Below are 11,815 nucleotides of genomic sequence, written 5' to 3'. Positions count from 1 at the left end.
GGCAGGATACCTGAAAGCCATCAACTCAAGGAGGATACCGTGAAACTTTGCATAACGTCCACAGGGCAGGAAATGGGAGCAAAGGTAGATGCCAGGTTTGGCCGGGCACCTTATTTCCTGATTATTAATACGGACACCGGTTCGGTGGAAGTTGTTGAAAACAGTGCTGCCGCACAGGGACAGGGGGCAGGGATTGGTGCGGCCACCCAGATGCTGGATAAAGGTGTGGATGGGATTCTCACTGGCCGTGTCGGGCCCAATGCCCTGAGGGTATTTCAAACATCGGGTATTAAAATTTTCGAGGATGCCTCACCTGAAGATACGGTACAGGAGGCATTGGCCAGATTCAATAAAGGCGAATATCGCGACACTCCGGCCCAGGCAGATATTCCGTCAGGCGGGACGGGTGGAGGCAGAGGTCTTGGTCGGGGCGGAGGGGGTGGGCGAGGACAGGGACAAGGACGCGGGATGGGCGGGGGCAGAGGAAGACAATGATAGAGGAAAACATAATCCGCCAGGTCCTGCAGACAGTCTTGCATCCTAAACTTAAAAAAAGTCTCATCGATATCGGCATGATTCGTAACATCTCGACACAAGGAGATGTTGTCACGCTTACCCTGGCGCTTAAAAATGATCGCTCTCCGCTGCGAAAGGTTTTTATCGACGAAATTGAAAAAGCGGTGACGGCCGTGCCCGGGGTTTCTGCAGTTACAGTGCAGGTTGCAACCTTAAGTCAGGAAGAAGCAGAGAAGTTATTTCCCAAAGCCCCGTTACGAGGTATTGCAAAAGTAAAACAATTTCTGGCAATAGCCAGCGGGAAAGGCGGTGTCGGCAAAACGACAATTGCGGTTAATGTCGCCCTGGCCCTTGTCAAACAGGGATATAGCGTAGGTCTTTTGGATGCAGATGTCTATGGACCGAGCGTTCCCGTGATGCTTGCTCTGTCAAACGCCATGGAGCAGCAGGGCAATATGATTGTGCCCAGAGAAAAGTATGGCCTGCGCATCATGTCCCTTGGTATGACCGCCGGGCAAAACGATGCTTTTATCTGGCGAGGCCCATTGGTCTCGAAGATGATTCATCAGTTGCTCGATCAGGTAAACTGGGGGGAACTCGATTATCTGGTCATTGATCTTCCCCCGGGAACCGGCGACCCGTCTATTACCATTGCCCAGGCTTTGCCCCATTGCGCAATACTCATGGTTACCACGCCGCAGGAAGTTGCCCTGGCGGATGTGCGGCGGTCTATTTCGCTGTTTAACAAGACCGGACATCCAATCGTCGGTCTTGTTGAAAATATGTCCTATTTTCTTTGCGCGCATTCGACTCAACCGATCGATATTTTCGGAAGAGGAGGAGGGGAGAAGCTCAGTAAGGAATCGGATATTCCCCTGCTTGGTGCCATTCCTCTTGATCTCGAGGTGCGCCAGGGGGGAGACAGTGGGGTGCCATTGATGGTGTCGGCACCGGATTCTGCCACCGGCGCGATTTTCCTGACGATAGCGAGGCAGGTGGCCGACCGGCTGCCGTCCTGCCAATAATGCAGCCCGCACCACCACCATCGGATGAAACGATGCAACCGCCTATACTCATTTTTCAAATCAGGAGCATATATAATGAAAGCACTTGTTGTGTATTCAAGCAAAACCGGAAATACCAGAAAGCTGGCCGAAGCACTCTTTGGCGCACTGCAGTGTGAAAAAGATTTACTCTCCGTTTCTGACAACCCGGACCCGTCGGGCTATGATTTTGTCGCAGTTGGTTTCTGGCTAAGGGGAGGCCTGCCGGATACCGCATCCCAGGATTTTTTACCGAAGATTGGCGAAAAGGAAGTTTTTTTATTTGCCACCCATGGTGCGGCAAGGGATTCGGACCATGCAAGAAATGGCTTAAATAAGGCGAAGGAACTGGCTTCCCCGGCACGAATCTGCGGCGTTTTCAGCTGTCCCGGCCAGGTGGCTGAAGAAGTGCTCGAAAAAGCAGGAAAAAGAGATCCGAAGCCGGTGTGGCTAGCCGATGCGCCTGCGGCCAAAGGACATCCGGATGCAGAGGACATCAGGCAGTTTATTCATTTATTTAACGATTTGAATTTACCTTGAGTCAGATTCGTTGACGGAAGGTCCATTACGACACCGTTTTGCCGTAATGAGGCGACGCAGGTCTTGATCCCTTCAGAAGAGACACGCACATGAGTACCGTACTGCAGCAGACAATAACACAGGCCATAATGATAACCGGCTTTGTGTTCATGATGATGCTGATCATCGAATACCTCAATGTTATCTCCCGGGGCGTCCTGCAACGGGGTTTGCGTGGCGGCCGCTGGCGACAGTATGTACTGGCGGGCTTTTTAGGGGCAAGTCCGGGATGCCTGGGTGCCTTCGCTGTCGTTTCTCTGTATGCCCACAGAGAAGTGTCTCTGGGGGCGATGGTGGCAGCCATGGTGGCCACCAGTGGTGATGAAGCATTTGTCATGCTGTCCATGATTCCGCAACAGGCACCATCTGTGTTTATCCTGCTTTTTTTTATTGGTATTGCTGCCGGCTTTCTCACTGATATCTTTTTTGGCAAGAAAGCATCAAACCGGGCAGCCTGTCCGACGCAGTTTTATCTTCATGAAAAGAATGTCTGCAGGTGTTTTCCCTGGGGGCAGCTCCGGGAGCAATGGACACAGTGTTCCTTGGCCCGAGGAGTTCTCGGGACCATCGTCCTGTTGTTTCTCTTTGGCGTTGTGAGCGGTCAGTTAGGTCCAACTGCCTGGAACTGGATTCGGGTGACGCTGGTTATCCTTTCCTCCATTGCGCTCTTTATTGTGTCGACGGTTCCGGAACACTTTCTGGATGAGCATCTGTGGAATCATGTGCTGAAAACCCATGTGTTAAGAATCTTTCTCTGGACCTTCGGCGCCCTCCTGCTGCTATATGTATTGGACGGAATGGGCCTTGAAGGAGATGCCGGTCATGCGGCATCTCCTGGAACGTTTTGAGCGGCAAAGGCCACTGGAGGGGATACGCATGAGCGGGTGCCTGCATATTACCACCGAGACCGCTAATCTCGCCCGTGTGTTGAAGACTGGAGGTGCCGATCTGGTGCTCTGTGCCAGCAACCCGCTCAGTACTCAGGACGATGTGGCCGCAGCGCTGGTGGAACACTATCGCATTCCCGTCTTCGCCATTAAGGGAGAGGACAATCACACCTATTATCAACATATTACCGCAGCGCTTGATCATAAGCCGCAGCTGACCATGGATGATGGAGCCGACCTGGTGAGCGAAATGCATAAAGGTCGTCCCGAACTGCTCGGCGACATGCTGGGTGGGACGGAGGAGACCACAACCGGAGTTATCCGCCTGCGGGCAATGGCCCGCGATAACGCATTGAAATTTCCGGTTATTGCTGTCAATGATGCAATGACCAAGCATCTCTTTGATAACAGATATGGCACCGGCCAGAGCACCATTGATGGGATTGTCCGGGCCACCAACATTTTACTGGCCGGAAAAGTCTTTACCGTGGCGGGTTATGGCTGGTGCGGCCGGGGTATTGCCATGCGTGCGAAGGGGCATGGCGCAAATGTAATTGTCACTGAAGTTGATCCACTCAAAGCACTGGAGGCGGTTATGGATGGCTTTCGGGTCATGCCGATGCTTGAGGCTGCAGCGCTGGCCGATTTTATTATTACGGCCACGGGAGATAAAAATGTCATCGACCTGGCTCATTTTGAAGTGATGAAAGACGGCTGCGTCATCGCCAATTCCGGTCATTTCAACATTGAGATAAATATCTGCGCGCTGGAAAAATTTTCGCGCAAGAAAAAGCAGCCGCGCACGTATGTTGATGAGTACCTGGTGCCCGGGGGGCGAACTATCCGCCTGCTTGCCGAGGGAAGGTTAGTCAATCTGGCTGCAGCCGAAGGGCATCCAGCTGCAGTGATGGACATGAGTTTTGCCAATCAGGCACTCTGTGCTGCCTTTATCTGCAACAATACATCGAAGCTGGCGCCTCAAGTCCATCCTGTCCCTGCCGAAATTGACCAGAAAATTGCCCGCATGAAGCTTGAAGCCATGCAAATACCTATCGATACGCTTACAAAAGAACAGGAAATTTATGTATCTTCCTGGCGGGAAGGTACGTGAAAACGCCTTCAGGTTCCTGCCCGGATCGGCGTCCATAAATTTGGGCGCCATAAGATCCTTTACGGATATGTTTTCGATATCTTCAGTCTCTTCTGGCTGAAGACCTCCACTTCCACCCAGTCTTCTCCCTGATACCTGCAAATTTTACCAGAATGGAATTTTTTGCAGATCCGGCCTCGATTTGTCGAGGATCGTACCGCTTTTATGACGGACAAAAAACAAAAAATATTGGTGTTACGGGAAAAGATGGTAAATTCATATCCCTATGGACCTACTGTACTGAACTTAATTGATAATCGGAGTACAGAGAACAGGCAGGCCTTACTTTGTCCAAGGGGGCAAAATGATTGCACAAATTCTGCAAGGCAGTTTGATCCCAACTTTTGTGATAGACCACAACCACAGGGTCACCCACTGGAATATTGCCTGTGAGAGACTGACGGGAATTGCCGCGGCCAGTATCATTGGCACCAGAAAACAGTGGCAGGCCTTCTATCGGGAAGAAAAACCGGTCTTGGCCGATCTTATTGTGGATCAAGCATCAAAAGAAACCCTGATCAGCCATTTTGGCCAGGAAATCGTAGCATCGACTCTCGTTGACGGCGCGTATGAAGCTGAGTGTTTCTTTGCCGGTCTGGGTGATAACGGCAGGTGGGTATTCTTTACCGCTGCACCGTTAAAAGATGTCCGGGGAAACATCATTGGCGCCGTGGAAACCTTACAGGATATCACCGTCCGCAGGCAAACCGAGGAGGCCTTGCGCAGGGCGCAACAGGAACTAGAGAGAAGAGTTGACGAGCGCACTTCAGAGCTTACGGCAATGAATGCGGATCTGAAAATGGAGATTGTCCGGCGGAGACGAGTTGAGGAGGCGCTTCGACTCAGCGAAAACAAATTCCGCGCCGTCGCCGAGTTCACCTATGACTGGGAATACTGGATAGGGCCCGATGGCACCCATATCTACACGTCCCCCTCCTGTAAGCGGATCACCGGGTATGACCCAACAGAGTTTATCGAAAATAAAGACCTGCTCGCGTCTATAACGCATCCGGACGATCAGCCGGTGCTCTCCCACCATCTGCACAAAGAGATAAAAAGAGACGAGGCATCGCACCTGGATTTTCGTATTATTACCCGCCAGGGCGAAGAAAAGTGGATATCGCATTCCTGCCAGCCGGTATTTGGCAGTGCGGGAGAAAACCTCGGTCGACGGGCAAGCAATCGGGACATTACCAAGCGCAAACAGCTTGAGTCGGTTCTCTGTCGGGAACGGGAAGAGCTGGAAATACGGGTAAACGAACGAACCGAAGAACTCTCTGCCGCCTATTCCCGGCTTTTAGCAGAAGGGAATGGGCGCAAAAAAGCCTACGAAGAACTCAAAGCCAGCGAGGAGGAGTTGAGAAAACGCAAAAAATTCATCGAAACCATCCTCGACAATTTGCCGATTGGGCTCGCCGTACATACGCTCGACAGCGGCGCTGTCCACTATATGAATGCCGAATTCACCCATATTTACGGCTGGCCCAAAGATGCCCTGACCAGTTTCGATGCTTTTTTCGATCACGTCTACCCTGATCCGAAATACAGGAAAGTGATCAAAAAGAGAGTCTTGCGCGATATCGCAACCCGCGACCCGGAAAAAATGATATGGAAAAACCTCCTTCCCACCACCCAATCCGGGGAACAGCGGATCGTCACGGTTCGCGGGATTCCGTTATTTGAACAGAATCTGATTATCTCCACCGCCCAGGATATAACCGAAAAACACCAGGTAAACGAGGCCCTGCAGTTCACCCGTTTTTCGATAGATCACGCCAATGATATGATCTACTGGGTCGATCCTGAGGGCAGAATCGTTGATGTGAACGACACCACCTGCAGCAAGCTTGGCTATAGCAGAGAAGAACTTCTGGATATGACCGTGTTCGACATCACCCCCGGCCTGACTCTTGCCAGGTTTCTGCAGGATTGGCAAATCATAAAACAACAGGAAAACTGGCGAATGGAAACCAGCCACTCTGCCATGGCAGGGGAGGCCATCCCGGTTGAGATCCATATTAATCATATTGCCTTTAGCGGCAGGGAATACAACTGCATTTTCGCCCGCGATATCACGGAGCGCAGGGAGCTGGAGCGTCTTGTCGCCATCCAGGACAAGATGGGCTCTCTTGGTCGGGTTGCTGCAGGTATTGCGCATGAAATCAGAAATCCTCTCTCGACCATCAATATTTATTTAAGCATTTTAAAGAGGCTGCTGGCCGGGGACTATCTGGATACAGCCAGCTTACCTGATATTAAAGAAGCCATTGCCGAAATGGACACGGCATCGCATAAAATTGAAACTGTGGTGAGGCGGGTGATGGATTTTTCCAAACCGAGCCAGCACACCATGCAGTTATTGGAAGTGAACCGGTGCGTGCGCAATGCTATCGATCTTTCGGCGGTGACCATACGAAAAAGCGGAGTTGCCCTGGAAATTCAGCTGGCGGAGAACCTTCCTGAATGTTATCTGGACGGGCAGTTGATGGAACAACTGGTATTAAATTTGCTCACCAATGCCATAGAAGAATTGATGGAGATCCAGGGAAAAAGACAGCTGCTGGTACAGACAGCAAAAAAAATCGGTGCCGATGGACAACTGTATATAGTCATAACCGTTGCTGATTCCGGGTCAGGCATTGGTCCTGAGCTGCGAGACAAAATCTTCGATCCGTTTTTCACCACCAAGAATTATGGCTCTGGGATCGGACTCAGTATCTGCCACCGAATAATCAGTGACCACCACGGCTCTCTCCATGTAGCCGCAAGTCATTGGGGGGGGGCACTTTTTACAGCTGAATTTCCGGTCAAAAGCGAGGGCACTAGCTGATGGAACCATATTCCCTTTATATCGTTGACGACGAACAGTCTCTGGCCAGAGGAATAGCCATAAGCCTGCAAAAGGACTATCAGACAAAGTTTTTCCTCACCGCGGAAACAGCTCTCAACGCCATGAAAAAAGAGGTCCCCGACCTGGTCCTGCTTGATATCGGCCTGCCGAAAATGAACGGTATTGATGCCTTGCGGGAGATCAAAGAGGAATATCCTGACGTTGTGGTCATCATGATAACCGCCTTTGAGGATATTAAAACGGTTATTTCGGCGATGCGTCTCGGGGCCTACGATTATGTGGTAAAACCTCTGCAGATGGATGGTTTGGAGGTGACCATAAAACATGGGCTGGAGAGCATCAGGCTGAAAAAGGAAGTGCAGTCGCTGCAGGAAAAATATCTCAAGGAAAATCTGCCATTTTTTATTGGCGAAAGCAAGGTTATCCAGGATGTAATGCACTACATTGAAACCGTCGCCAAGAGCCCTGATACCCCTATTCTCATTCTCGGGGAGTCGGGCACCGGCAAAGAGCTCATTGCGAGTGCCATCCACTTCCGAAGTCCCAATTTTCAAGGCAAGCTCATCCCGGTCAACTGCGCAGCCATCCCCAAAGACCTGTTGGAGAGTGAGCTGTTCGGCTACGAGAAAGGGGCTTTCAGCGGCGCACATTCCTCCGGCAAAAAAGGCTTAATAGAGCAAGCGGCTGACGGGACGCTCTTTCTCGATGAAATTGGCGATCTGGACCTGGCCGCCCAGGCCAAATTGCTGCGTTTTCTAGAATCGGGAGAGTTTTATAAGGTCGGGGGCACAAAAATAGTGCACGTCCAGACCAGGGTGGTGTCGGCTACCAACAAAAATCTGGAAAAAATGATAGATGAAGGCACTTTTCGCGAAGATCTTTTTTTCAGGATCGGGGTTATCAAGCTTGAAATTCCTTCCCTGAATAAGCGTCCGGAAGATATTCTGCCGATCGCCAAACATTTTCTGGTCGAATTCAACAACAAATTCGGCAAGTCGCTGACGGGTATGACGCCCAGGGCCGAACAAGAACTGCAACACATTCAGTGGCGGGGAAATATTCGTGAATTAAGAAACATTATCGAAAGGGCGACCCTTATTGCCAAAGGGCCGCAACTGACCCTGGAAGATCTCGGTGGCCAGCATATCTGTTCCGACCAGAATGTGCAGCACCAGCCTGACCAGTTGACCGTCACCCTCCCGGAGGAAGGGATTGACCTGCCTTCCCTGTTGGCATCTATTGAAAAAGAGTATATCGCGGCAGCCCTGCGGCTGACAGGTGCCAATGAAACCAGTGCAGCCAAGCTGCTTCGTGTTAAATATTCAACGCTTCGCTACCGTCGAAGAATTCTCAACATTCCTTAACAGGCAGCTCCAGCCTGCAAAAAGCTGCAAAGCACAATCTGCAATTTTTTGTAGATCACCTTCACCTCTGCTTTAATTGTATTGATACACTCGTATATTAATCTGTAATTATTAAACATTTGCAAATTTTCAGGCTTTGGCACATTCTCTGCAATTCATCACCATGAAGACATGCGTACTCTATGGAAGAGCCGGAGTGGGCCCTGCAGGTATCAATAGAAAAGGAGCAAAATATGAAAAATATACTTCTGGCGACAGATCTTTCAACCGAAACAAATCGTGCGTTGGGCCGGGCAGTTCACCTTGCGTCAACCCTTGCGGCCAAATTGCACGTCGTCCATATCTGCCCGGTCTACGCCTTCTCCAGCAAGAAAAAGACAACAATTTCCCTTAAACAGGATGCTGAAGAAACTTTGAAAAATGCTCTGGCAGCCGTCAAAGGATTAAAAAAATCACAAACTTCCCTTACCGTGATCGAAGGTGGCGAAACGTTTGCCGAAATTATTGACCAGGCAAAAAAAGTCAAGGCCGGACTGATTGTCATGGGGATCCATGGCAAGGTGAAATTGATTGATATGTTTGTCGGAACAACAATTGAAAGGGTGATTCGCAAAGGAATGACTCCCGTTTTAATGGTCAGGGATAAACCAAGCGCCGGGTATGGCAAGGTTCTGGTCGGGACTGATTTCTCCGACGGGTCGACCCAGGCTTTCCATATCGCGCTTGATCTCGCTCCCAAGGCCGAGTTTCACCTGGTCCATTCGTACATGTATATGGGGGGGCATATGGCCAGGTATATGGAAGACGTTCTCGCAGATCTGGCCAGGGACAAACTGGAAAAATTTGTCGAAAAGAGCAAGGGAATACTTAAAAAACATAAGATTTCTCCACAGGATTTTCATCCTGGTACGGTAAAAGGCGAACCGTATGCCTGCCTGCTGAATGCGGCGGCTAAGATAAAACCCGACCTGATTGCCATCGGTACGCATAGCCAGGTCAGTATCATGCCCTATAAACTTGGCGGAACGGCGAAGGAAATTCTGTCCGATCCACCCTGCGATGTCCTGATTGCCAAAGGCTTGTAGAAAAAGGAGGGCGATTCAATGAAGACTGTCAAAAGAGTCATGGCTTGCGTCGATTTTTCCGATTATTCGTTAGAAACTATAGAATCCGCCCTCACGATGACGAAAGGGCAGCAGGTGGAAATTGTACTCTTTAATGTTATCGACAAAAAAGATGTCAATGTGGTGGAGAAAATAAGTCATAATTTTCCGGAAATGATCAGTCCTGAGGACTATGTAAAAGGAGTGGAGACGGAACGGCGAAAATTACTCGAGAAAATGATCATGGACCATTTCCAGGATGACAGGGCGCGGCTGAAAATTCTTTTTCACGTCGGCATCCCCTATGATGCAATACTGCATGCCATAGAAACAGAAAAAATTGATCTTGTGGTGATCGCCAGCAAGGGCAGAAGCAATCTTATCGGGACCTTGCATGGCTCCACTGCGGAAAAAGTTTTTCGGCATGCACCGGTCCCTGTGCTCAGTGTAAGAAACCGCGAAAAATTCAGTCGGCATCAATGATCCGGAGAGGAATACCAATGAAAAACATCCAACGAATTGTGGTCGGTATCGATTTTTCTGACTATTCCCCCAAAATCCTCGAATACGCCTCGTGGGTTGCAGAAAATAATTCGGCGGAAATTGTGGCGGTAAATGTCATTAATCAAACCCGTATTGAAGAGGTGGCTGCAGACTTGAATGATGAACATTTTACCAGCGAAGTCGTGCAGAAATTTATCCAGGACGAGACCCAAAAACGTCAGCAGCAACTGACAGAACTCCTGCCGCAATGGGTATCGGCAGAGGTTTCTTTCAGGACCGTCGTCAAAAACGGAATTCCATATGAACAGATTCTGCAGGTTGTCGATGATGAAAAAGCCGATATCCTGGTCATAAGCTCACGGGGCAGGACCAATTTCCAGGATTATATGTTTGGTACGACAGCGGAAAAAATCTTCCGGCATTCCCCCATTTCCGTGTTGAGCTGCAACCTGCTATAAAAGGTGGCAAGCGTTTACCGACCTCTGCTGTAAACGCTTTTTTCTTCCCCCGGATTTGCCCCGGATCTGCCACATTTCCAATTCTATCCTTTAAATATCGTAGACTTTTAGTGCCTGAAAGATTACTTTCCGCTATTTTTACAGGAAGATAATCTGTCTCAGGGTACTGAAGAACGGGGAAAGCAGAATCCTGCTCCCCGATTTTCCAAAGGATAGATACGTATGCAGGAAAAAGAGCTCTACTTTTTGCGTCATGGCGATACCGGTCTGCAGGGCCGCTACATTGGTGCAACGGATGCCCCGCTGACCCGACAGGGAAGGGAACAGGTGCGTAAAACGGGCATGGTCTTGCGGCAAAAAGGTATTGCCCGGATACAGTGCAGTCCACTGCTTCGGTGCCGACAGACCATGACAGAGCTCAATCTTCCGGCAGCCTGCAATTTCAATGACCTGCTGCGGGAGATAGATTTCGGTCGTTGGGAAGGAAAAAATTTCGCCGAAATTGTCCAATGTGATCAAGACCTCGTTGATGCCTGGGTGGCAGATCCCCATCGTTTTACTTTCCCTGACGGGGAATCCCTGATTTCTTTTACCGACCGCATAGCAGCTTTTAAGACCGAGCTGGAGCAGATGGGAGAAGATACTCTCTTGGTGGTAGCTCATGGCGGGGTTATCCGGCATCTCCTCTGCCAGTTGCTGAGGCTTCCTGCCGAAAAATACCTGGTTTTTGATATCAGACCGGGTTGTTTCTGTTCGATTCGTCTTTATCCCGAAGGCGGGGTTCTTACCGGTTTTAATATTAAAGGTTGAGAAAATGGCAAAAATTATTCTTGTGACCGGAGGAGCAAGAAGTGGTAAAAGCTCATATGCTCTGGAGCGTGCCGAGTCACTGTCGACCAAACGTCTTTTTGTGGCAACCTGCCCGAAAATTGACCCTGAAATGTCGGAGAGGGTCAGGCGCCATCAACAGGAACGACACGGGCGGGGCTGGATCACCAGAGAAAGCGAAACGGATTTAGCTGCCGTTTTCCAACAGCCGAACGAGGGAATTGATGTCGTGCTGATTGACTGTCTCACCCTGTGGGTGAACAATATTCTTTTTACCGATGAAGGGCAGGGAGCCGATATAAATGACCACCGCATCGGCGTACTTTGTGGCGAATGGCTTGAGGCTACCCGCAGCTTTACCGGCACGGTGATCTGTGTCACCAATGAGGTGGGGCTCGGGATCGTGCCGGACAATAAACTGGCCCGCAAATACCGCGATCTCGTCGGAACCTGCAATCAAATGATAGGAAAATGGGCAGATGAGGTTATCCTGGTGAGCTGTGGGATACCTCTCGTGCTTAAAAAATAAGAA

At 50.0% G+C, this 11,815-nt stretch carries 12 protein-coding genes; all 12 read left to right on the top strand.

The features are described 5' to 3' along the window. Positions 1-39 precede the first annotated feature (39 nt). The 12 genes from FCL47_RS04605 to cobU all read left to right on the top strand — a co-directional run bounded on the left by FCL47_RS04605 (position 40) and on the right by cobU (position 11,812). Positions 40-495, top strand: a complete 456-nt coding sequence (locus tag FCL47_RS04605) for a NifB/NifX family molybdenum-iron cluster-binding protein (protein WP_167496364.1) — start codon at positions 40-42, stop codon at positions 493-495. Beyond that, positions 492-1,541 carry an Mrp/NBP35 family ATP-binding protein gene (locus tag FCL47_RS04600; protein WP_136812302.1) on the top strand — a complete coding sequence of 350 codons (1,050 nt, stop codon included), beginning with the start codon at positions 492-494 and terminating at the stop codon, positions 1,539-1,541. Before FCL47_RS04605 ends, FCL47_RS04600 begins: the two co-directional genes overlap by 4 nt. Before the next feature lie 75 nt (positions 1,542-1,616). After that, a complete protein-coding gene (locus FCL47_RS04595; RefSeq protein WP_136812301.1) occupies positions 1,617-2,099 on the top strand; it encodes a flavodoxin family protein in 483 nt (160 codons plus the stop codon). 89 nt (positions 2,100-2,188) lie between these two features. Next, on the top strand, positions 2,189-2,986 hold the full coding sequence (locus tag FCL47_RS04590) for a putative manganese transporter (RefSeq protein WP_136812300.1): 798 nt from the start codon (positions 2,189-2,191) through the stop codon (positions 2,984-2,986). Beyond that, positions 2,922-4,136, top strand: a complete 1,215-nt coding sequence (ahcY, locus tag FCL47_RS04585; RefSeq protein WP_136812299.1) for an adenosylhomocysteinase — start codon at positions 2,922-2,924, stop codon at positions 4,134-4,136. Before FCL47_RS04590 ends, ahcY begins: the two co-directional genes overlap by 65 nt. A gap of 343 nt (positions 4,137-4,479) precedes the next feature. Further along, the gene (locus FCL47_RS04580; RefSeq protein WP_136812298.1) at positions 4,480-7,005 is read left to right on the top strand and encodes a PAS domain S-box protein; all 2,526 of its coding nucleotides are present in this window, start codon (positions 4,480-4,482) and stop codon (positions 7,003-7,005) included. After that, the gene (locus FCL47_RS04575) at positions 7,005-8,390 is read left to right on the top strand and encodes a sigma-54 dependent transcriptional regulator (protein WP_136812297.1); all 1,386 of its coding nucleotides are present in this window, start codon (positions 7,005-7,007) and stop codon (positions 8,388-8,390) included. Before FCL47_RS04580 ends, FCL47_RS04575 begins: the two co-directional genes overlap by 1 nt. 233 nt (positions 8,391-8,623) lie before the next feature. Next, entirely contained in the window at positions 8,624-9,475 is an 852-nt protein-coding gene (locus tag FCL47_RS04570) for a universal stress protein (RefSeq protein ID WP_167496363.1), read from the top strand. An 18-nt stretch (positions 9,476-9,493) separates the two neighbouring features. Beyond that, the gene (locus tag FCL47_RS04565) at positions 9,494-9,976 is read left to right on the top strand and encodes a universal stress protein (protein ID WP_136812295.1); all 483 of its coding nucleotides are present in this window, start codon (positions 9,494-9,496) and stop codon (positions 9,974-9,976) included. A gap of 17 nt (positions 9,977-9,993) precedes the next feature. After that, positions 9,994-10,455: a universal stress protein gene (locus FCL47_RS04560; protein WP_167496362.1), complete on the top strand. Its 462-nt coding sequence runs from the start codon at positions 9,994-9,996 to the stop codon at positions 10,453-10,455. Between the two features lie 222 nt (positions 10,456-10,677). Next, positions 10,678-11,265 carry a histidine phosphatase family protein gene (locus FCL47_RS04555; RefSeq protein ID WP_136812293.1) on the top strand — a complete coding sequence of 196 codons (588 nt, stop codon included), beginning with the start codon at positions 10,678-10,680 and terminating at the stop codon, positions 11,263-11,265. Positions 11,266-11,269: 4 nt separating this feature from the next. After that, entirely contained in the window at positions 11,270-11,812 is a 543-nt protein-coding gene (gene cobU / locus FCL47_RS04550; protein WP_136812292.1) for a bifunctional adenosylcobinamide kinase/adenosylcobinamide-phosphate guanylyltransferase, read from the top strand. Positions 11,813-11,815: the final 3 nt, after the last annotated feature.

The sequence above is a fragment of the Desulfopila sp. IMCC35006 genome, assembly GCF_005116645.1.
Classification (GTDB): domain Bacteria; phylum Desulfobacterota; class Desulfobulbia; order Desulfobulbales; family Desulfocapsaceae; genus Desulforhopalus_A.
The sequence above is the reverse complement of the archived record's forward strand: the minus strand, read 5'-3'. Positions and strand labels throughout refer to the sequence as shown.

Bases quoted from the DNA above. Each gene is read 5' to 3' on its own strand.
- FCL47_RS04555 (WP_136812293.1), top strand. From the start codon at position 10,678: ATGCAGGAAAAAGAGCTCTACTTTTTGCGTCATGGCGATACCGGTCTG.
- FCL47_RS04570 (WP_167496363.1), top strand. From the start codon at position 8,624: ATGAAAAATATACTTCTGGCGACAGATCTTTCAACCGAAACAAATCGT.
- FCL47_RS04595 (WP_136812301.1), top strand. From the start codon at position 1,617: ATGAAAGCACTTGTTGTGTATTCAAGCAAAACCGGAAATACCAGAAAG.
- FCL47_RS04590 (WP_136812300.1), top strand. From the start codon at position 2,189: ATGAGTACCGTACTGCAGCAGACAATAACACAGGCCATAATGATAACC.
- FCL47_RS04565 (WP_136812295.1), top strand. From the start codon at position 9,494: ATGAAGACTGTCAAAAGAGTCATGGCTTGCGTCGATTTTTCCGATTAT.
- FCL47_RS04600 (WP_136812302.1), top strand. From the start codon at position 492: ATGATAGAGGAAAACATAATCCGCCAGGTCCTGCAGACAGTCTTGCAT.
- FCL47_RS04580 (WP_136812298.1), top strand. From the start codon at position 4,480: ATGATTGCACAAATTCTGCAAGGCAGTTTGATCCCAACTTTTGTGATA.
- ahcY (WP_136812299.1), top strand. From the start codon at position 2,922: ATGTATTGGACGGAATGGGCCTTGAAGGAGATGCCGGTCATGCGGCAT.
- cobU (WP_136812292.1), top strand. From the start codon at position 11,270: ATGGCAAAAATTATTCTTGTGACCGGAGGAGCAAGAAGTGGTAAAAGC.
- FCL47_RS04575 (WP_136812297.1), top strand. From the start codon at position 7,005: ATGGAACCATATTCCCTTTATATCGTTGACGACGAACAGTCTCTGGCC.
- FCL47_RS04560 (WP_167496362.1), top strand. From the start codon at position 9,994: ATGAAAAACATCCAACGAATTGTGGTCGGTATCGATTTTTCTGACTAT.